Origin of the sequence: Kitasatospora sp. MAA19, from assembly GCF_029894125.1 — a bacterium.
In the GTDB taxonomy this organism is placed as follows: Bacteria; Actinomycetota; Actinomycetes; order Streptomycetales; family Streptomycetaceae; genus Kitasatospora.
Genome location: NZ_JARXYZ010000037.1, coordinates 1 through 20703, shown reverse-complemented (window position 1 = coordinate 20703; position 20703 = coordinate 1). Strand labels below are relative to the sequence as shown.

The 20703-nt window shown below is 73.9% G+C and carries 16 protein-coding genes and 1 pseudogene; 7 read left to right on the top strand and 10 right to left on the bottom strand.

What is annotated here, in order from left to right; all coding sequences use genetic code 11:
• Positions 1-25 precede the first annotated feature (25 nt).
• A complete protein-coding gene (locus P3T27_RS34600; RefSeq protein ID WP_280685257.1) occupies positions 26-1444 on the top strand; it encodes a helix-turn-helix domain-containing protein in 1419 nt (472 codons plus the stop codon).
• Positions 1445-1559: 115 nt separating this feature from the next.
• Here P3T27_RS34600 and P3T27_RS34595 read toward each other — a convergent pair whose 3' ends face one another.
• The gene (locus tag P3T27_RS34595) at positions 1560-2315 is read right to left on the bottom strand and encodes an acyltransferase (protein ID WP_280685256.1); all 756 of its coding nucleotides are present in this window, start codon (positions 2313-2315) and stop codon (positions 1560-1562) included.
• Between the two features lie 177 nt (positions 2316-2492).
• Here P3T27_RS34595 and P3T27_RS34590 point away from each other — a divergent pair, with 177 nt between their 5' ends.
• Entirely contained in the window at positions 2493-3251 is a 759-nt protein-coding gene (locus tag P3T27_RS34590; RefSeq protein ID WP_280685252.1) for a maleylpyruvate isomerase family mycothiol-dependent enzyme, read from the top strand.
• A gap of 81 nt (positions 3252-3332) precedes the next feature.
• Here P3T27_RS34590 and P3T27_RS34585 read toward each other — a convergent pair whose 3' ends face one another.
• Positions 3333-4106 carry an enoyl-CoA hydratase family protein gene (locus P3T27_RS34585; protein WP_280685251.1) on the bottom strand — a complete coding sequence of 258 codons (774 nt, stop codon included), beginning with the start codon at positions 4104-4106 and terminating at the stop codon, positions 3333-3335.
• A 230-nt stretch (positions 4107-4336) separates the two neighbouring features.
• Between P3T27_RS34585 and P3T27_RS34580 the strand changes: the two genes are divergently transcribed.
• Complete coding sequence (locus tag P3T27_RS34580) at positions 4337-4750, top strand: RidA family protein (RefSeq protein WP_280685250.1); 414 nt, start codon at positions 4337-4339, stop codon at positions 4748-4750.
• A 5-nt stretch (positions 4751-4755) separates the two neighbouring features.
• Here the strand turns inward: P3T27_RS34580 and P3T27_RS34575 are convergent, their stop codons facing one another.
• Complete coding sequence (locus P3T27_RS34575) at positions 4756-6003, bottom strand: MFS transporter (RefSeq protein WP_280685249.1); 1248 nt, start codon at positions 6001-6003, stop codon at positions 4756-4758.
• A gap of 259 nt (positions 6004-6262) precedes the next feature.
• Here P3T27_RS34575 and P3T27_RS34570 point away from each other — a divergent pair, with 259 nt between their 5' ends.
• Together P3T27_RS34570 and P3T27_RS34565 are read left to right on the top strand one after the other, a co-directional pair.
• Positions 6263-7249: a helix-turn-helix domain-containing protein gene (locus tag P3T27_RS34570; protein WP_280685247.1), complete on the top strand. Its 987-nt coding sequence runs from the start codon at positions 6263-6265 to the stop codon at positions 7247-7249.
• A gap of 265 nt (positions 7250-7514) precedes the next feature.
• The gene (locus P3T27_RS34565; protein ID WP_280685246.1) at positions 7515-9818 is read left to right on the top strand and encodes a glycosyl hydrolase family 18 protein; all 2304 of its coding nucleotides are present in this window, start codon (positions 7515-7517) and stop codon (positions 9816-9818) included.
• Between the two features lie 244 nt (positions 9819-10062).
• Here P3T27_RS34565 and P3T27_RS34560 read toward each other — a convergent pair whose 3' ends face one another.
• On the bottom strand, positions 10063-11280 hold the full coding sequence (locus tag P3T27_RS34560) for a geranylgeranyl reductase family protein (RefSeq protein ID WP_280685298.1): 1218 nt from the start codon (positions 11278-11280) through the stop codon (positions 10063-10065).
• A gap of 403 nt (positions 11281-11683) precedes the next feature.
• On the opposite strand from P3T27_RS34560, the gene P3T27_RS34555 reads away from it, so the two are divergent.
• Positions 11684-13048, top strand: coding sequence for a dipeptidase (locus P3T27_RS34555; RefSeq protein WP_280685245.1), 1365 nt, complete (start codon positions 11684-11686; stop codon positions 13046-13048).
• Here P3T27_RS34555 and P3T27_RS34550 read toward each other — a convergent pair.
• The gene (locus tag P3T27_RS34550) at positions 13024-13884 is read right to left on the bottom strand and encodes a DUF4184 family protein (RefSeq protein ID WP_280685244.1); all 861 of its coding nucleotides are present in this window, start codon (positions 13882-13884) and stop codon (positions 13024-13026) included. The genes P3T27_RS34555 and P3T27_RS34550 overlap by 25 nt on opposite strands.
• 103 nt (positions 13885-13987) lie before the next feature.
• Positions 13988-15055: an NUDIX hydrolase gene (locus P3T27_RS34545; protein WP_280685243.1), complete on the bottom strand. Its 1068-nt coding sequence runs from the start codon at positions 15053-15055 to the stop codon at positions 13988-13990.
• Between the two features lie 455 nt (positions 15056-15510).
• Here P3T27_RS34545 and P3T27_RS34540 point away from each other — a divergent pair, with 455 nt between their 5' ends.
• On the top strand, positions 15511-16425 hold the full coding sequence (locus P3T27_RS34540; protein WP_280685242.1) for a ribokinase: 915 nt from the start codon (positions 15511-15513) through the stop codon (positions 16423-16425).
• 114 nt (positions 16426-16539) lie between these two features.
• Here P3T27_RS34540 and P3T27_RS34535 read toward each other — a convergent pair whose 3' ends face one another.
• The 4 genes and pseudogenes from P3T27_RS34535 to P3T27_RS34520 all read right to left on the bottom strand — a co-directional run.
• On the bottom strand, positions 16540-17469 hold the full coding sequence (locus P3T27_RS34535) for a C40 family peptidase (protein WP_280685240.1): 930 nt from the start codon (positions 17467-17469) through the stop codon (positions 16540-16542).
• A gap of 308 nt (positions 17470-17777) precedes the next feature.
• Positions 17778-19196 (bottom strand): acyl-CoA synthetase, encoded by a 1419-nt coding sequence (locus P3T27_RS34530; protein WP_280685239.1) that lies wholly within the window; start codon positions 19194-19196, stop codon positions 17778-17780.
• A gap of 178 nt (positions 19197-19374) precedes the next feature.
• Positions 19375-20337 carry an electron transfer flavoprotein subunit alpha/FixB family protein gene (locus P3T27_RS34525; RefSeq protein ID WP_280685238.1) on the bottom strand — a complete coding sequence of 321 codons (963 nt, stop codon included), beginning with the start codon at positions 20335-20337 and terminating at the stop codon, positions 19375-19377.
• Positions 20338-20382: 45 nt separating this feature from the next.
• A pseudogene (locus tag P3T27_RS34520) lies at positions 20383-20703 on the bottom strand (electron transfer flavoprotein subunit beta); the annotation flags it as partial.

Here is a 20703-nt window from a genome sequence, read left to right as displayed (position 1 = left end):
TCCCCAGACCTGGACGGTGTTCTCTGTGACCGGCCACAATGCACCCGACCGCCCGCCCGGCGCCGTACCCGACGCCGTCCCCCACAGGGCGTCCGACCCCTCACCCGGCGCCACGCCCAACACCGCGCCCAACACCACCCCCAGCGACAAGCCCGGCGCCACGCCCGGCTGGCACGTCCCGTTGATCGGCGGCCGACCGGCCGACCGGCGACTCCTGGGCGGTGTACGCGAGTTGGCCGAGACCGTGGTCGCCGCCTTGCTGGACCGCGTACCGGTCTACCGCCGCCTTCCCCGCGAGCAGCTGACCGGCGAACTCACCCGCGACACCGAGCTCCGGATCCGCGCCCTCGCCCACGCCGTCCGCACCGGACTCCCAGCCCCCGACGAGGAGTTCACCGCCGTCCGGGAGGCCGCCACCCGCCGCGCCGAGGAGGGTCTGCCGCTGGACGCCGTCCTGCTCGCCCACCACATCGGGCTGGAGGTCTGCTGGGAGTTCATCACCCGGCACGCCCGCGACGGCGACGCCGCCGACCTACTCGCCCTCAACCGGCTGCTGCTCGACCAGCTCCGCCAGGCCACCACCGCCGCCGGCGCCGGCTACCTCGACGAACGCCGGCCGACCGGCGACCGGCGCAGCAGCGCCCGGCAGTCCCTCCTCATCGCGCTGCTCGCCGGCACCCCGGCGGACGAGGCCGCCGCCCGGGCCGGGCTCCGGCTGCCGCCCCGGTACGCCGTCCTCTGCCTGTCCGTCGCCGACCACCCCGACGAGACCGCCGCCGGCGTCGACCCGGGCGTCGCCGCCCGCCGCAAGCTGCGCCGTCTCGTCGCCGAACTCGACCATCGCACGCGGCAGTCGGCGCTCACCGCGCTCACCCCCTCGGGCGGCCTCGTCCTCGTCCCGCTCGGCGCGACCCGGGACGAACGGCCCGAGCGGCCGTCCGAGCACGCCTGCGCACCCGACGGGACCCCGTGGCAGCAGCTCGCCGCCACCGTCGCCGCGACGGCCCGGGCCGCGGGCACCCCCGTCCTGGCCGCGGCGGCGGCCGCCGCACCCGCCGAGGTGCCCGGCGCGGCCGCGCTGGCGCACGAAGTCCTGGACGTGGCCCGCGCGTTCAGCCGCCCACCCGGTCTCCACCGGCTCGACGACGTGCTGCTCGAATACCAGCTCACTCGCCCCAGCCAGGCCCGTTCCCGCCTCGCCGCACTGCTCGAACCGCTCGCCGACGGCGGCGAGTTGCTCACCACCCTGCGCACCCACCTGGCCGGCGGTCTCAACCGGAGACACACCGCGAGCGCCCTGCACCTGCACCCGAACACCGTCGACTACCGGCTGCGCCGGATCGCCGCCCTCACCGGCCTGGACCCCGCCCGCCCCGCCGACCTGTTGCGGATCGCCGCCGCGATCGCCGCCCGCACCGCCGAACAGGCCACGCCCGTCCGGTAGTCCACCGCCACCACCAGCACCAGGGTCGGCGCCAGGACCCACGCCGGGGGCCGCCCCGCCGACCTCGGTGCCCCGGAATCCCGGGACACCGGGATCCGGGACCAGGGACCAGGGCCTAGGCCGTCTCCCCCGGCAGCCGCAGGTCCCACCCCACCAGGGCCCGCAGCTGCTCCGCCGTCACGCCGTCCGGCACCGGCTGGGGCGCGTCGTGGCGCAGCGGCGGCTGCCAGCCCTCCTCGGACGTCCAGCGGCGGACCACCTTGGCCGGCGCCCCGGCCACCACGCTGTGGTCGGGCACCTCGCCGCGCACCACCGCGCCCGCCGCGACCACCACGTTGCGGCCGATCCGGGCGCCCGGCAGGATCACCGCGCCGGTGCCGATCCAGCTCCCGGCGCCGATCTCCACCGGCTCGTTGCGCGGCCACTGCTTGCCGATCGGCAGGTCGGTGGACCGGTACTCGTGCGTCTGGTCGGAGATGTAGACGCCGGGACCGGTCCACACGTCGTCGCCGAGGACGATGGACTGGTGGCCGACGATGTGGCTGTCCCGGCCGATCACGCAGCCGCCGCCGATCCGGACGATCGGCTCGGGCCCGAGGTCGAGGCCGGGCAGGAAGCCGGCGCTGATGGTGACCCGCTCGCCGATGATCGAGAACGGTCCGATGGTGATCCACTGCTCGTTGAACACCGCCCCGAGCGGGAACGCCAGCGTCGTGCCGTCCCCCAACTCGCCGAACCGGTACGGGCCCGGGCTCTGCCGGGTGACCGCGCCGGTCCGCTGCACCCAGCGCCAGCCCCGATGGACGAGGCGACCGGTGGCCCGGCGGCCGCCGGACCGGACGGCGGAGAGCAGCGAACGGGTTATCGACATGCGCTCACGTTACCGGCCCGTAGGGTCCGACCGGCCGCCGGGCGGCCAACATCACACCGGCGCCGTGCCCGCCGTGACCTGCGGCCTCGCACGCCTCCCGCAGCCGGATCCGGCCATCCGCCCGGGCAGGTCCGAAAACCGCGAACGACGGTGGGTTCCGGTGGAACACTGCCTCCCATGGAGATCACCGAACACATCGACGCACTGCGCCGCGAGGGCGTCCTGCTCGCCGAGGCCGCCGCCCGGACCGACCTCGCCGCCCCCGTACCGACCTGCCCGGAGTGGCAGCTGAGCGACCTGCTGCGGCACGTCGGCCAGGTCCACCGCTGGGCAACCGCCTACCCGTCCCGGGGCCTGCACGCTCCCCTGGACGAGGAGGGCCGCCGGGCCGCCATCGGGCCGGACCCGTCGGACGCCGCACTGCTCGACTGGTTCCGCGAGGGCCACGCCGCCCTGGTGGACGCGCTCACCCTGGCCCCGGCCGACGTCGACTGCTGGAGCTTCCTGCCGTCGACCAGCCCGCTCGCGTTCTGGGCCCGTCGCCAGGCGCACGAGACCGCCGTCCACCGCTTCGACGCCGACGCGGCGGCCGGCACCGAAGGCCCCAGGCTGGACGCCGCGCTCGCCCTTGACGGCATCGACGAACTGCTGCGCGGCTTCACCGTCCTCAGCCGGTCCAAGCTGCGCAGCGAACGGCCCCGCACCGTCGACGTCCGGACGACGGACGGCCCCGGCTCCTGGCGCGTGACGATCACCCAGGAGCCGCCGGCCGCCACCACGGGCGGGGCCGCCGAACCGGCCGACCTCACCCTCACTGGCCCCGCCCACGACCTGTACCTGCTGCTGTGGAACCGGCTCCCGGTCGGCCCGGCGCGGGTCGAACTCGACGGCGACGAGGCGCTGCTCGACCTCTGGCAGGAGACGGCGGCCATCTGAGACCGGGGCGCGCGGCGGAGGCCAGGCGGGGCGGGCGGCGGGGCCAGGCGGGGCCGGGGGCGGGGCCGGGGCAGCTGGGGGTCAGCGCACCCAGCGCGCGGGCCGCTTCTCCAGGAACGCCCGCATCCCCTCCTGCGCCTCCGCCGACCCGAACAGCCGCGCCGACAGCTCCACCAACTCGTCCGCGTCCCGCTCGAAGGACCGCACCACCTCGGCGTTGGCCAGCCGCTTCGACTCCGCCAGCCCCTGCGGGGAGCCCTGGCGCAGCGCGTCCAGCAGGCCCTTCAGCGCGACCCCGGTGTCCTCGGCGGACTCGGTGGCGCGGGTGATCAGACCGATCCGGGCGGCCTCGGCGGCGTCGAAGACCTCGCCGGTGAGGTAGTAGCGGGAGGCGGCGCGCGGCTCCAGCTTGGGGCGCAGCGGCAGCGAGATCACGGCGGGCGCGAGGCCGAGCCGGACCTCGGTGAACGCGAAGGTGGCGGCCGGCCCGGCCAGGGCGAGGTCCACCGCGCCGACCAGGCCGAGGCCGCCGGCCCGGACGTGCCCGTCGATCACCGCGATCACCGGCTTGGTGCAGTCCACGATCGCCCGCTGCAGCTCGACCAGGCCGCGCGGACCGACCGTCGGGTCCGCACCGGTCGCCTCGGACAGGTCCGCGCCCGCGCAGAACACCTTGCCGGTGTGCCCGAGCACCACGGCCCGGACCTCCGGGTCGGCCGCGGCGACCGCCAGGCCGGCGTGCAGTTCGGCCATCAGGCGGGTGGAGAGCGCGTTGCGGTTGTGCGGCGAGTCGAGGGTGATCGTGGTGACGGCGTCGGCGGTGGTGACGCGGACGAGGGGCTCTGCGCTGGTCATCGGCGGGGCCTGCCTTCCGGCTGAGGGTGGGTCGGACTGCCGCGCCGCCCGGGGTGGCCGGACGACGCCCGGACGACTCTGGCACGCCCACCCGCCCCTCGACCAGAGCCACCCCCGCCGGATCCGGCGTCGGCGCATCCGGCGTCGGCGTATCCGGCACCGGTGCATCCGGCACCGGCGTGACGCCGACCGCGAAACGGGGGTGCGCCGCGTACTCGGGCTGGGCCACGATGAGCGCCATGACCACCACGCACCTCACCCACCTCACCGAGCCGCCCGGAGTCGCCCCCGGTACCGGCTACACCCAGGTCGTCACCGGCACCGGTCGGCTGGTCCAGGTCTCCGGTCAGGTCGCCTTCGACGAGCACCGGAACCTGGTCGGCGTGGGCGACCCGAAGGCACAGGCGCGCCAGGTCTTCGAGAACCTGCGCCGCTGCCTGGCCGCCGCCGGGGCCGACTTCTCCGACGTCGTGAAGTTCACCATCTTCGTGACCGACATCGGCTACCTCCCGGCCATCCGCGAGGCCCGCGACGAGCACGTGAACACCGCCTGCCCGCCGGCCAGTTCGGCGGTGCAGGTCGCGGCGCTCTTCCTGCCCGAGGTGCTGATCGAGATCGAGGCCCTCGCGATCGTCCAGGAGTAGCCGCCTCACCTCCCCTCGGCGTCCCCGCCCCGCCGCCCGGCCCACCGGACGGCGGGGCCCATCGCCAGACCCGCCGCCGCCAGTACCGCCCCCAGCACCGCCCAGCCCACCAGGCCGAACCCGATCACGGCGGTGCTGACCAGCGCCGGACCGGCCATCAGCGCCGCCGCCGAACCCGCGTTGTACACGCCCTGGTAGGCGCCGTGGTCGTGCTCCCCCGCGAGGTCGTAGCTGAGCGCCCAGCCGCCCGCCTGGCCGAGCACCTCGGCCAGCGACTGCAGCGCGACCCCGCCGAGCACCACCACGGCCGCGACGATCGCGGGCAGGCCGTGCGCGAGGGCGATGACCAGGCACGAGGCGGCGAGCAGCAGACCCGCCCGGCCGCAGAGCCGGGCGGCCGTCGCCCGGTCCTCGGTCCCCCGGGTGGCCCGCACCTGAAGGGCGATCACCAGCAGGGTGTTGACGATCAGGGTGCCCGCGACGGTGATCCGGGGCGCGTCGGTGTCCTGGACGATCCACAGCGGCACGCCGACCTCCAGGACGGCGAACTGCAGCCCGAGGACCGCGTTCAGCACCGTCACCACCAGGAACGGGCCGTCCCGCAGCGCCGGGTTGCGCCGCTTCCCCGGCCGGACGCTCTCCGTCGCCGGGTCCACGGACGGCGCCACCGGCCCCGGGTGCCCGAGGTCGGGGAGGCGGTGGAACAGCACGGCGACAACCGTGAAGGAGACGGCGTCGGCCAGAATCGCCGTCAGATAGACGGGCCGGGTGTCCATCTGGAGCGCGATCGCGCCGACGGCCGTCCCGACGCAGATGCCGACGTTGGTCACCACCCGCAGATAAGCGCGGCCCGCCACTCGGCGGTCGGGCGGCAGCACCTCGGCGTAGAGGGCGTTCCGCACCGCGGCCGACCCGCGGTCGACGGCGGAGACCCCGCAGGCCAGCACCACGAAGGCCGGATAGCTGTGCACCAACGTGTACCCGGCGGTGCCGACCGCCTCCGCCGCGACCAGCACCACCAGCACCCGGCGGGCTCCCCAGCGGTCGGCGGCCCGCCCGGCCGGCACGCTGGCGGCGACCCCGCACAGGCCTGCGGCGGTCATCCCGAGGCCCAGCTGGGCGGCGCTCAGGCCGAGCACCCGGGTGAAGAACAGCACCGCGACGGACAGGGACAGGCCGTTGCCCACGGTGTTGACCAGGGTGATCCCGGCCAGCCGCCGGACCATCGGGTCGGGGTGCAACCGTCGTCGCACGGCCCCGAACGGCCCACCGGCTCCGGCGCTTGTGGCGCTTCCGGTGGCTCCGGTGGCTCCGACGCTTCCGGTGCTTCCGGTGCTTCCGGTGCTTCCGGGCATGGCGGGGTCAGATGCGGAGGTCTCCGCCGGTGAGGTGGTGGTCATGCCCCGATCACACCGCCTGCCGGCCCGGGCCAGGTACTCCTTTAGGCTCTGGCTAAATCCATCCGCCCCCACCGTGCCCGCGTCCACGTACGGCGCGGCAGGAGAGCACCCCGTGCACCGCTTCACGCTCGGCCTGGCCGACCTCGCCACCACCTGGTTCGCCGTCTCCCCGATCCAGGAGGCCTCGCTCAGCCTGCGCATGTGGACCCACCCGGGCGTCTACTCGCTCCAGACTCCGGCCTTCGAACGGCTCCGGCCCGCCTTCGAGCGGCTGGACTCCACGCTGTTGCTGTCGCTCATCGCCGGAAACCGCTGGATCCCCGACTTCCTGACACCCCGCCCGGCCACCCCGGCCGCCGACTTCCGCACCGAGCTGGCCACCGTCCGCGCGCTGCCGCCGGAGCAGCTGCGCCCCGAACTGGAGCAGACCTTCCTGCCGCACGGTCGGCCGATGCCCGCCGCGCTCGCCGCAGGGCTGGCGGACCCGGCGCGACTGCTGCAGCGGATCGCCGACGCGCTGGAGGAGTACTGGGAGGTCTGCCTCGCGCCCTCCTGGTGGCCGCAGGCCCGTGCGGTCCTGGACGCCGACCTGGTCTACCGGGCCCGGTTGCTCTCCCAGCACGGCGCGGCGGCCCTCTTCGCCGACCTGGACCACCGACTGCGCTGGGAGGACGGCGTCCTGTCGATCAACCGGCGATGGACGGACTGGGACGCCGAGACCGCCGTGGACGGACGCGGCCTCGTGCTCATCCCGACCTTCTTCGCCCGCGGCGCGATCACCATGATCAGCAACGACCGGGCGCCGCAGATCAGTTACCCGGCCCGCGGCCAGGCGGGCATGGCCGGCGCGGGTACGCCGGTGCCGCCGCAGGCCCTGGCGGCACTGGTCGGCGGACCGAAGGCCCGGCTGCTGACCCTGCTCGCCGAACCCGCCTCCACCACCGACCTCGCCTACCGACTGGGCGTCACCCCGGGCGCGGTCAGCCAGCACCTGTCCGTCCTCGCCGCCACCGGCCTGGTCACCCGGGCCCGACACGGCCGCTCGGTGCTGTACCTGCGCAGCCCGCTCGGGGACGAGCTGGCGGGGGCGAACAGATAACAGATAACAGATTTCAACTTCTGTTATCTGAAATCTGAAAGTTGTCATCTGTCACCCGTCGGCCGCCACCCCCAGTCGCCACCCGGGCCTCCACCCCCGACCTACCCCCCCAACTCCCCAGTGGTACAGACCTGTTGACGCATTGGTCCAGTCCTCCTACAGTGCCCATGCCCCGTCTCCCCACAACACGGGCACCCATCGCACACGCACCAAGCCCCGCGGTTCTACGTCGCCCTGTTCAACCCCCACAGTCACAGGGAGAACCATGTCCGCTCGATCCCGGGCCAGACGCCCACGCGTGCGCAGCAGACTGCTGGCACTGCTCCCCGTCCTGCTCCTGCCCCTCGCCGCGCTCACCGCGCTGGCAGCCCCGGCGAACGCCACCGGAAAGCTCACCGCCACCTTCACCACCGCCAACAACGGCTCCTGGTGGCAGGGCACCTACATCGTCCACAACGACAGCGCCACCGCCGTGACCGGCTGGACCCTGGAGTTCGACCTGCCGGCCGGCGTCACCATCGGCAACAGCTACAACGGCACCGCCACCGTCAACGGCCGGCACGTCACCGCCACCAACGCCTTCTACAACGCCACCGTCAACGCCCACAGCACCACCGAGCCGTACAGCTTCTGGTTCGTCGGCAACGGCCCGGTCTCCACGCCGACCAACTGCCACATCAACGGCGACAAGTGCGACGGCACCGCCGACGTCCCGCCATCGGCGCCGGGCACCCCGGTGGTCACCGAGTCCACCGCGCACACGCTCACCCTCACCTGGCCGGCCGCCACCGGCGGCGACTTCCCGGTCGCCTCCTACGACGTGCTGAACGGCAGCACCGTGGTCGCCTCCAGCACCACCGCCGGCACCCTGGTCACCGGGCTCACCCCGGCCACGACGTACACCCTGACCGTTCGGGCCAAGGACAGCCGAGGCAACACCGGGCCGCTCAGCGCACCCGTCACCGCCGCCACCTTCGACCCGTCGACGGACACCACCCCGCCCACCGCGCCGACCAACCTCCGCTCCACAGCAGTCAGTTCGTCGGACGTCACGCTCGCCTGGAATGCCGCGACCGACAACGTCCGGGTCGCCGCGTACGACGTCTACCAGGGCGGCACGCTGGTGACGACGGTCGGTGGCGGCACCCTCACCGCGACCGTCGGCAGCCTGTCGCCCTCCACCACCTACACGTTCACCGTGAAGGCCCGCGACCCCGCCGACAACGCCTCGCCCGCCTCCTCGCCGCTCACCGCCACCACTTCGGACCTGGTCGGCGCCGGAAAGTACGCCCGGGTCGGCTACTTCGTCCAGTGGGGCATCTACGGCCGCCAGTACTTCGTCAAGAACCTCGACACCTCGGGCAGCGCGGCCAAGCTCGACGTCGTCAACTACGCCTTCGAGAACATCGATCCGGTCAATCTGACCTGCCTGGCGGGCGTCACCAAGGGCACCACCGCCAACCCGCAGGACCCGGACCAGGGCACCGGCGCCGGTGACGCCGACGCCGACTACGCCCGCCCGATGAGCGCCGACCAGTCGGTGGACGGCGTGGCCGACGACGGCTGGGGCAAACTCCGCGGAAACCTCAACCAGTTGAAGAAGCTCAAGGCCAAGTACCCGAACCTGAAGGTGGTCGTCTCGCTCGGTGGCTGGACGTACTCCAAGTACTTCTCGGACGTCGCCGCCACCGACGCCTCCCGCCAGAAGTTCGTCAAGTCCTGCGTGGAGACCTGGATCAAGGGCAATCTGCCGGTCTACAACGGTGCCGGCGGCGACGGCGTGGCGGCCGGAATCTTCGACGGCATCGACCTCGACTGGGAGTGGCCCGGCTCCGCCGACGGCCACGCCGGCAACCACTGGAGCGCCGACGACAAGGGCAACCTGACCCTGCTGCTGGCCGAATTCCGCAAGCAGCTCGACGCGTTGGGCGGCTCGCACAAGTTGCTCACCGCCTTCACCCCGGCCGACCCGGCGAAGGTCGCCGCGGGCTGGGACCTCACGAAGATCTTCAGCTCGCTGGACATCGCCAACGTCCAGGGCTACGACTTCCACGGTTCCGGCAGCGACAACTCCTGGGAGCCCAACCGCACCGGCCCGCAGGCCAACCTCTACAGCGACCCGAACGACCCGTACAACGTCCACTTCAGCGTGGACGCGGCGGTCCAGGCCTACCTCGGCGCCGGGGTCAACCCGCGCAAGCTCACCATCGGCTTCCCGTTCTACGGGCGCGGTTGGCAGGGCGTGGCGGACGGCGGCGCCTCCGGCGTGTGGCAGTCCGCGAACGGCGCCGCCCCCGGCCAGTTCGCCGAGGAGGCCGGTACCCGCGGCTACAACAACCTCATCACCGGCGTCCCCGACCTCACCGTCTACCACGACCCCAAGTCCATTGCGACGTACGGCTACACGGGAGCCGGTGGCCAGTGGTGGACCTTCGACGACACCTGGTCGATCGCTCAGAAGACGGCCTACCTCAAGTCGAAGAACCTGCTCGGCGGCATGATCTGGGAGATGTCCGGCGACACCCCGTCCGGCACGCTCATCAACGCCCTCGATTCCGGCCTCAAGTAGCCGGGAAGACCGGCCTGTTGGACCGGTGACGCGAGACGGCCGGCGCTCCAGAGCAGCGGAGCGCCGGCCCACGTCGTCCCTGCGTCCCTCGTCGTCCCGCATCGGCCTCCGCACGACGGAGACGCCCGCGCCGGGCAGGCCATCCCTCAGCGGAACGCCCGCGCCGGGCAGGCCATCCCTCAGCGGAACGCCCGCGCCGGACAGGCCATCCCTCAGCGAAACGCCCGCGCAGGACGGCCCCCCCTCAGCGGGACGCCATCGCCGCCAGCTTCCGGGCCGCGCGGTACTGCCGCAGCACCTGGGCAAAGGTGGTGTGCCCCTGGGTGGTTCGGGCGAAGGCCCGCCAGGCCGGCGGCGCCAGGCAGACCGCCGCGTGGAACAGGTACGGGCGCCGCTCGAAGGCCCCCAGCAGCTGCTTGCCGGCGCGCATCTCCACGCCCAGCCCGGCCTTGATGGCGAACGCGTAGTTCAGCGCCTCGCGCCGCACGTCCGCCGCCTTGCCCGCCTCCGCGACCTTCACCGCCCACTCGCCGGCCAGCCGGCCCGAGCGCAGCGCGTACGAGATGCCCTCACGGGTCCACGGCTCCAGCAGTCCGGCCGCGTCCCCGGCGACCAGGACCCGGCCGCGGGAGAGCGGCGAGTCCTCGGCCCGGCAACGGGTCAGGTGCCCGGACTCCACGCTCGGGGTGAAGCCGGACAGGCCCAACCGCCGGATGTAGTCGGCGAGATACTGCTTGGTCCGCTCCCCGTCGCCGCGTGCCGAGATGACGCCGACGGTCAGGCTGCTCGACTCGGTCTTCGGGAACACCCAGCCGTAACTGCCGGGCAGCGGGCCCCAGTCGAGGTGGATCCGGCCGGACCAGTCCGCGGCGACCTGCGGCGGCACCGGGATCTCCGCCTCCAGGCCGAGGTCGATCTGGTCGAAGGTGACGCCGACGTGCCGGGCGATCCGGCTCGCGCTGCCGTCCGCGCCGACCACCGCGCGCGCCTCGAAGGTGCGCCCGTCGGTGGCCGTCACCAGCGCCGTCCGGTGCTCGCCGCCGCGCTGCTCGACGCCGGTGACGGTCACTCCCGTGACCAGCACCGCCCCGGCCTGCTTGGCCGCCTGGACCAGGCGCAGGTCGAACTCGTCCCGGTTGACCAGGCCGAACAGCATCTGCCGGGAACGACGCGTCCGGGTGAACCGCCCGTCGTACGCGAAGGTGACGACGTGCACGCGGTCCTGCAGCGGCAGCCGGAAGTCGGGCGGCAGGCTGTCCCGGGACGGGCCGATGATGCCTCCGCCGCAGGTCTTGTAGCGGGGGTGCTCGGCCTTGTCGAGGAGCAGCACCCGGCGGCCCTGGACGGCTGCGGCGTGCGCGGCCGAGGCCCCGGCCGGTCCGGCGCCGACCACCACGACGTCCCAGACACCGTCGTGCGGGTCGGACGCCACCCGGTCGGTCTGCGGCGCGGCCTCGGGCACCGCCGCAAGCCCGGTCTCGTCCTCGGGCGCGGTCTCAGCCTCGGCCGCGGTCTCGGACACCACCTGGGGCACCGCCTCGGCCGCCTCGGCCGCCTCGCCTGACGGCAGACCTGACGCCTGACCCGACGACCGGCCTGACGGCCGTCCGGGCACCTCGGCGTCGAGCGGCGAGGCCTCGGTGTCGAGTGGGCTGCGGGAATCGGAGCTTCCGGAGTCAGTCACGTCGAGCAATCCTATGCGTCCGCCGGTCCCGCCGGTCGCCGCACCGCCCCCGAACGCCAGACCGAACCACCGGGCCGAACCGCCGGACCGCCGTGTTCGACTCCGCCTATGATCGGCGGTACCCCAACCGACCCCCTCCGCCCGCACCACCCCTCGGGCGGACCCGTCCCCCGGAGCCCCGATGTCACAGCCCCTGGCCGACGCCGTCCGGTCCCTGATGGACCGTGCCCGCACCGACCTCGCCGAACTGGTCGCCTTCCCCTCGGTCGCCGACCCGCGCCAGTTCCCGGTCGAGGAGTGCGAGAAGGCCGCCCGCTGGGTCGCCGACGCCTTCGCCGCCGAGGGCCTGACCAACGTCCGGCTGCTGGACACCCCGGACGGCACCCAGTCCGTCTACGCCGAACTGCCCGGCCCCCAGGGCGCGCCGACCGTCCTGCTCTACTCGCACTACGACGTCCAGCCCCCGCTCGACGAGGACGCCTGGCTCAGCCCCGCCTTCGAACTGACCGAGCGCGACGGCCGCTGGTACGGGCGCGGCGCCGCCGACTGCAAGGGCAACATCCTGATGCACCTGACCGCCCTGCGGGCGCTGCGCCAGGCGTACGGCGACGCCTACCCGGTCAGCCTGAAGATCATCGTCGAGGGCTCGGAGGAGCAGGGCACCGGCGGCCTGGAGCGCTACGCCGAGGCCCACCCCGAGCTGCTCGCCGCCGACGCCATCATCATCGGCGACACCGGTAACTTCGCCCCCGGCCTGCCCACCGTGACCGCCTCGCTGCGCGGCATGACGATCGTCGAGGTCGCGGTCACCACCCTGGCCGGCAACCTGCACTCCGGCGCGTTCGGCGGCGCCGCCCCGGACGCGCTGCAGTCGCTGGTCCGGATGCTCGCCTCGCTGCACGACGAGAACGGCGACGTCGCGGTGGCCGGGTTGGCCGGCGACCAGACCTGGACCGGCGTCCAGTACCCCGAGGAGCAGTTCCGCTCCGACGCCAAGGTGCTTGACGGCGTCGCCCTGACCGGCACCGGTACGATCGCCGACCGCCTCTGGGCCCGCCCCTCCGTCACGGTCCTCGGCATCGACGCCCCGCCGGTGATCGGCGCCACCTCCTCCGTCCAGGCGTCCGCCAAGGCCCTGGTCAGCCTGCGCGTCCCGCCGGGCAGCGACCCGGCGGCTGCCCAGGACGCGCTGGTCGCCCACCTGGAGGCGCTGGTCCCGCTCGGCGCCCGGCTGACCATCGAGCGCCAGGGCAACGGCGCCCCGTTCAGCGCCGACACCACCGGCCCGGCGTACGAGGCGATGGGCGAGGCCATGGCCGAGGCCTTCGGCACCGCGATGGTCACGTCCGGCCAGGGCGGCTCGATCCCGCTCTGTAGCACCCTGCGCTCGCTCTACCCGAAGGCCGAGATCGTGCTCATCGGCGTCGAGGAGCCGACCGCCCAGATCCACGCGGTCAACGAGAGCGTCGACCCGCAGGAGCTGGAGCGGATGGCCCTCACCGAGGCCCTGTTCCTCCGCCGCTACGCCGAACTGCGCTCCGTCTGACGCGCGTTGGGCCGGGGGCTGCCGGTGGTGGTCCCCGGCCCCGATCCCGGACGCCCGCCGCGGAGCCTGCGGGCGACGGTCGCCGCCACCGCGTAGCCGACCGCGCCCACCGCGAGCCCGGCCCCGGCGCCGAAGCAGAACTCCGGGATCAGGTTCCGCCGTAGCGGGACCAGCCGGTGCAGCACCCCGGCCGCCGTCGCCGCGCCCAGCGCCGTGACGGCGGCCCGACGCGCCCGCGGCGCGAGGACGACGGCCGGGCGGACCGGCTCGACGGCCCGTACGGCGCGCGCCGCCCAACCCGCCATCGCGGCCAGGGCGAGCGCCGAACTGCCGTACTGCAGCGCGGAGTAGAGCGGGGTCCCGGCCACCTGCCGGTCCAGCACCGGGAGCAGCCGGACGCCGAGCCGGCCCTCGTGGGTGAACGCGTCCCAGCCGACGTGGGTGGCCGCACCGATCGCCGCCGACGCCGCGAACCAGGCCGCCCCCGTACGGAGCGCCCCCATACCGAGCACCCCACTGGCGGGCCTCCGAACCGTCAGCGCCTCGGCGGCGCCCGCCCACCGGTCGGGCAGCAGCGCCACCAGCGGCGCGCGCAGCAGGCCGTGCCAGCCGACCACCAGCGCGCCCGCGATCGCCACGTCCAGCGTCGGCACGGCCCACCAGCGGTGCGTCAGACCGCCGTGCCCGTACACCCCGGGCAGCAGCGACTCGGCGAAGAACGGGACGTCGGGCGCCATCGACCCGGCGACCAGCGCCGAGGCGACCAACGGCCCGCGTTCCCCGGCGGCACGCAGCAGCGGGAGGACGGCGGCGGGGTGGCTCAGTGTGAACGGCATGCCCCCATCCTCCCGCCCCCACCGACCGGCCGGCCAACGCCCACGGCGGTCAGGGGTCGGGAGTGGTTCGGGGGCGTGAGAACGATCTCTGCGATCGGTGCGGCTAGGCGGCGTCCGCCGTGCTGGCCAGGCCGAGCGCGACCCGGCGGCCCGCCTCCAGGTAACGCAACTCGCCGCTGCGGCGGGCGTCCAGGGCGGCGGCGAGGCGCAGGTAGCGGCTCGGGGGCAGCAGGTCGGCGGCCTCGTCCAGGGTGACGAAGCGCCAACTGCGCAGTTCCTCCGCCTGGAGCAGCAGGTTCTGCCGGGCGGCGGCGTCCAGCTGGCCCCCGTCGTACATCAGGCGCAGGCCGCCGCGGCGCGGGCCGGTGCGCGGCTCCCAGTCGACGGCGAGCAGGCGCAGCCCGGACGGGTCGAGCCGCAGGCCCAACTCCTCTGCGGTCTCGCGCAGGGCCGCGTCGGTGGGGGCCTCGCCGCGCTCGACCACGCCTCCGGGAAAGTCCCAGTCGGGCTTGTAGACGGGATCGACCAGGAGGACGCGGTCCTGCTCGTCGAAGAACAGGACCGCGGAGGCCACGGTGTCCCCGGTCGGTTCCGGGGTCTGGACGATCGGGCAGCGGGCGGCGCCGACGCGGACCATTTCGGCGATACGGTGGGCGGTCTCGCGGGGGGTGAGCTCGCTGGTGTCGAGCATCCGGGCGTCCTCGACCAGCCAGCGCCGGGCGGCCCGGTAGCGGGCCACGTGCTCGAAGCACCACGTGCGGACCCGCTCGCTGGCCTCCGGATCGCCCGGGCACTCGTCGCGGCGAGCGATGCGGTCACGCAGGATCGTTTCTTCTGGGTCCAGGACGAAGTGGTGCACCGCTATGCCGTGGGAGGCGAGGTCGCCGAAGATCTCGTCCCGGTAGTCCTCTCTGAGCAGGGTCATCGGGACCACCAGCGGGCCCGCCACCTCACCGAGCAGCGCGGCCGCCGTCTCGGGGACGAGCCGGCGCCAGGCCGCCAGGTCCTGGAAGTCGGACACCGTCGCCAGCCGGTCGGACGGGAGCATCCGACGCAGACCGAAGCCCACCAGCTCGGGATCGAAGAGCACGCTCCCGGGCAGCAGTTCCACCAGCTCGCGGCAGGCACTCGTCTTGCCCGCCCCGAATGTGCCATTGACCCAGACGATCACAACGTCCCCTGCCCTCGACTTGCCCCGATGCCGTTCGCATCGGGCGGCGCCCCCGTCGGCCGAACCAGCGCTACCCGTGGTGGTACCCGCGCCACGCCGCTCCCCATGCCTCCCCACCGCGCCCGCCGTTGCGCCCCAGCCCGCCCCTTGACAGGGGCATGTGCCCAGGCCAGCCACCTTCCCAGGAGAATATGTAGACCGGTCTACATGAAAGCTACACCCACTCCTCATGCCTCACGCACAGGAGTTCGACCTGTCCGACTTCCCGTGCGGCACCATCGCCCCCACCGGCCCGGCTGCGGCGACCAACCGACAAACTCCGCCCGGTAATCTATAGACCGGTCGACATAATTCAGTAGACCGGTCTGCATATTCCTCCCCGCGCCCCTCTCGCGCCCCCAACGCTCCCCAGCGCCTGCTTGCGCCGTGCACGCCCCAGCACGTACAGATGGACGATGAAGCTGCTCCCCGCCGGTCGCGTCGTCGTCATCGGCTCGGTCAACACCGACCGCATCCTCCGCTGCCCCGTACTCCCCGCCCCCGGCGAAACCGTCCTCGCCACCGCCGCCGCCCGGGGCTTCGGCGGCAAGGGCGCGAACCAGGCCGTGGCAGCAGCGCGGATGGGGGCCGCGACACACCTGGTCGCGAAGGTCGGCACCGACGCCGACGGCGAGGCGGCGCTCACCGATCTGCGCAGCGCGGAGGTCGAGACGGGCGCCGTACTCACACACCCCGACGCGCCCACCGGTCAGGCGATCGTCATGGTCGACCCCGCCGGCGAGAACAGCATCGTCGTCGTCCCCGGCGCCAACGCCCGCCTGACCGCCGCAGAGGTCACCGCCGCACTCGCCCGCCTGCGCCTGCTCCCCGTCGACGTGCTGCTCACCAGCGGCGAGGTCCCCGAGGAGTGCATCCGCGCGACCGCCGCCGCCCTGCCCGCCGACGGCACCCGCTGGGTGCACAACGCCGCCCCCGCCGGTGCGCTCCCCGACACCGGCCCGACCGGACGCCGCCCCCTGGTCGTCGCCAACGCCGTCGAGGCCCGCCAGCTGACCGGCACCCGCACGGTCGAGGAGGCCGCCCAAGCCCTCGCCCGCCGCGCCGACGGCGCCGTACTCACCCTCGGCGGCGAGGGCGCGCTGGTCGCCGCCGACGGACGGCGGACCCGGCTGCCCGCCCCCGCCGTCCAGGTGGTCGACACCACCGGCGCCGGCGACGTCTTCTGCGGCGCCCTCGCAGCCGAGCTCGCCCGCGGCACGTCCCTGCCCGACGCGGCCGCCACCGCCGTGGCCGCCGGCGCGTTCGCCGTCACCGCCCTCGGCGCCCGTGGCGCGCTCCCCCGCCCGAGCGATCTCGGGCCGGCCCGCTGAGCGATCCGCGGACCGACCCACCGACCGCCCCCGGCAGCACCGCCCGGGGACACCCGGGACGACAACTCCCGGACGCCCCCGGCCACCTGCCCAACAGCCAGCCCGACCGCCCGCCTAAGGCCTCCCCATGTACGACGGGTAGTAGCCGCTGCTGATCCTGGAGATCCGGATCAGCGTCCCCGGCCGCGCCGCCTCGACGTACTGGTTGTTGCCCAGGTAGATCGCCACGTGCTGGATGCCCCGCTTGGTGCCGTTGGGGGACCAGAACAGCAGGTCGCCCCGGCGCAGCTGGCTCGCGTTGATCGGCGTGGTCGCCGCGTACTGGTCGTTGGCCACCCGCGGCAGGTTGATGCCGCCGCGCCGGAACGCCTGCTGCACCAGGCCCGAGCAGTCGTACCCGTCCGGCCCGTTGCCCGCGGTCCGGAACGGCTTGCCCAGCTGGCTGAGCGCGAACTGCACGGCGTTCTCGACGTTCCGGTCCGCCGCCACCGCGCCGGCGGACGACCCCGACGAGGACGAACCGGACGGGGCAGCGGAGGACCCCGCCGACCCGTCCCCCGTCCGCGCCACGTACACGTCGTAGTGCGTGGTCCAGCGCCACTCCCCCTTGCTGTTCTTGAACCAGTACCGCGACCCGTCCCACCCCTGCTTGATCCCACCGCTCGACGTCGTGCTCGTCGTGGAGGACGTCGCGGAGGAGGATCCGCCCCCCGTCCGTGCCACGTACACGCTGTAGTGCGTGGTCCAGCGCCACTGCCCCTGACTGTTCTTGAACCAGTACCGCGAGCCGTCCCACCCGGCGTGCGCCGGTGCCGGTTCGGCAGCCGCGGGGCCCACGCTGGTGCCGAGGCCGATCACACCCGCGCCGGCCACGATCACGGCCACCATGCCGATCCCCCTCCGGACCCGCGCGGCCCGGGAGGGACGGACGGGACGGGCGGCGGCCGCCCGCTGGTCGGTGGCGGTGACGGTGACGGTGACGGCAGCGTGCTGCCTGGTCGGTTCGTCGGCGGTACCCGGCGCACTGGTGTTGACAGTGGTCATCCTGCTGTCTTCCCTCACTACTGCGAACTGCCGCCACGGTGACGGCTGCGGAATCGGCTACGGACTCGCGGTACGTCCCGACGGATCGGCACGTACGGATCGGCAGACCCCGCCCGACATGCCGCAGCCTCCGGTCGTGCGACCGGAAGCCGCGGCATGTCGCCCAGGGATTCAGTTCTGCCTGCGTGTCACGTTAAGCACGCGTCCACTCACAGCGCGCAGCGGAGTGCGCCAATAGGAGGGTTCGCCCGGCGCTGACGGTGCATCAGGGTGAACAACCCGTCACCCGCATGGCACCAGACGCACCGTCACTTCTTCTCGCCGGCCTCCGTCAGCAGCTGCTTCTTGAGCACCTTTCCCAGGGCATTCCTGGGCAGTTCGGGCACCAGCACGACCCGGCGCGGCCGCTTGTGCGCGGAGAGCCGCTCGGCCACGAAAGCCGTCAGCTGTTCCCCCGTCACGGCGCCGTCCGGGACGACGTACGCGACGATCGCCTGCCCGAGGTCCTCGTCCGGTGCGCCGACCACCGCAGCGTCCGCGACCGCGGGGTGGTCGCGCAGCGCGGCCTCCACCTCGCCTGCGCCGATCCGGTAGCCGCCGCTCTTGATCAGGTCGACGGAGGCGCGACCGACGATCCGGTGGAAGCCGTCCGCGCCGATCACGGCGACGTCCCCGGTGCGGAACCAGCCGTCCGCCGTCCAGGCCTCGGCATCCGCGTCGGGCCGGTTGAGGTATCCGCTGAACAGGGTCGGCCCGGCGATCTGCAGTTCGCCGACGCTCTCCCCGTCGGACGGCACCGGCGCACCGTCCTCGCCGACCAGCCGGGTGCGCACCCCGTCCAGTGGCAGGCCGACGCTGCCCGGCCGACGCTCGCCGTCCGCCCGGGTGCTGACCGTGATCAGCGACTCGGTCATCCCGTAGCGCTCGATCGGGGCGTGCCCGGTGAGCGCCGCCAGCTTCTCGAACACCGGTACCGGCAGCGGCGCGCTGCCGGAGACCAGCAGCCGGGCCGAGGTCAGCCGCCGCGCCGCCTCGGGGTCGGCCGCCACCCGGGACCAGACGGTCGGCACGCCGAAGTACAGGCTGCCGCCCGCGGCCGCGTACCCCGCCGGGGTGGGCCGCCCGGTGTGCACGAGCCGGCTGCCGGTGCGCAGGGCGCCGAGGACGCCGAGCAGGAGGCCGTGCACGTGGAACAGCGGCAGGCCGTGGACGAGGGTGTCCTCGGCGGTCCACTGCCAGGCCGCGGCGAGCGCCTCCAGATCGGCGGCGATCGCCTCGCGCCGGATCACCGCGCCCTTGGGCGCCCCGGTGGTGCCCGAGGTGTAGAGGACGAAGCCGGTGGCGTCCGCCGCCGGCTCGGCGTACGTGGTCGCGGCGCGCTCCGCCGGGTCGACCGGAAGCCCCTGCACGCCCCCTGAACCGGCGTCACCCACGGCATGCGCGAGCAGCGCCGCGCCCGAGTCGCGCAGGATGTGCTCGCGCTCCTTGGGCCCGGAGTCGGGCGGCAGCGGCACCACGGGCACGCCCGCCAGCAGACCGCCGACCACGGCGACGACCGTCTCGACGGTGGGCCGGGCGAGCACCGCGAGCGCGGGGGCGCCGGCCACTCGGTCGGCGACGGCGGTCGCCGCGCCCAGCAGCTCCTCGCGGGACAGCGCCCGTCCGTCGATCCGCAGCGCGTCCGCCGCGTCCCCGTAGTCGCCCTGAAGTGCGGTCAGCAGTGCCATGCTTCCGTCCTCGCCCTCGTCTCACGCTGTCGCGCCGACTCTACGGGCCACACCCGTCCGGCCCACGCACAGCCGACGCCTCGCCACCGCCACCGCCCGCCTGGCGGCGCCGGACACGTCGGAGGGCGTGGTACCGGCTGCCCGGTGCCACGCCCTCCGCTGCTCCGCGCGGGGAGGATCAGCCCTTGCGGGCCTTCACCTCGGAGGTCAGCTGCGGCAGCACGGCGAAGAGGTCGCCGACCACGCCGTAGTCGACCAGCTCGAAGATCGGGGCCTCGGGGTCCTTGTTGACGGCCACGATGGTCTTCGAGGTCTGCATGCCGGCCCGGTGCTGGATCGCGCCCGAGATGCCCGCCGCGATGTACAGCTGCGGCGAGACCTGCTTGCCGGTCTGACCGACCTGGTTGCTGTGCGGGTACCAGCCCGCGTCGACGGCGGCACGCGAGGCGCCGACGGCCGCACCCAGCGCGTCCGCGAGCTCCTCGACGACACCGAAGCCGGCCGCCTCGCCGACGCCACGGCCGCCGGAGACCACGATCGCGGCCTCGGTCAGCTCCGGACGACCGGTCGAGACCCGCGGGGTACGCGAGGTGACCTTGGCCGCGTTCCCGGTGAACTCCACCGCCACGTTCTCCACCGCACCGACGGCCGCCGCGGCCTCGGGGGCGACGGCGTTCGGCTTGACGGTGATGACCGGTGCGCCCTTCGTGACCTTCGACTTCACCTGGAAGGACGCGGCGAACACCGACTGCGTGGCGACCGGACCACCGTCACCGGCCTCCAGGTCGATCGCGTCGGTGATGATGCCGGAGCCCAGGCGCAGCGCGACGCGGGCGGCGATCTCCTTGCCCTCGCCGGAGGAGGTGAGGAGGACGGCCGCGGCGTCGTTGGCCTTGGCGATCTGGGTGAGGGCGTCCACCTTGGGGACGACCAGCTGGTCGGTGAACTCGGCGCCGTCGGCGACGTACACCTTGGCCGCGCCGTACTCGGCGGCCTTCGCGGCGATGTCGGCCGCGGCGGCGCCGACGCCCAGCACGACCGCGGACGGCTCACCGATCCGGCGGGCCAGGGTCAGCAGTTCGAGGGCCGGCTTGCGGACCACACCGTCGGCGTGGTCCACGAGAACCAGGATCTCAGCCATGATTCGTTGCTCCTGATCGATCGTTGGATGCGCGAACGGGTGGGACTAGATGAACTTCTGGTCGGCGAGGAAGCCGGCGAGCTGCTTGCCGCCCTCGCCCTCGTCCTTGACGACGGTGCCCGCGGTACGCGCCGGACGCGCCGCCACCGACTCCACCGCCGTCCACGCACCCGCCAGACCGACCTCGTCGGCCTCGATCCCCAGGTCGTCCAGGTCCAGCGACTGGACCGGCTTCTTCTTCGCCGCCATGATCCCCTTGAACGAGGGGTACCGGGCCTCACCCGACTGGTCCGTCACCGACACCACCGCCGGCAGCGCCGCCTCCACCAGCTCGGTCGCCGCGTCACCGTCCCGACGGCCCTTCAC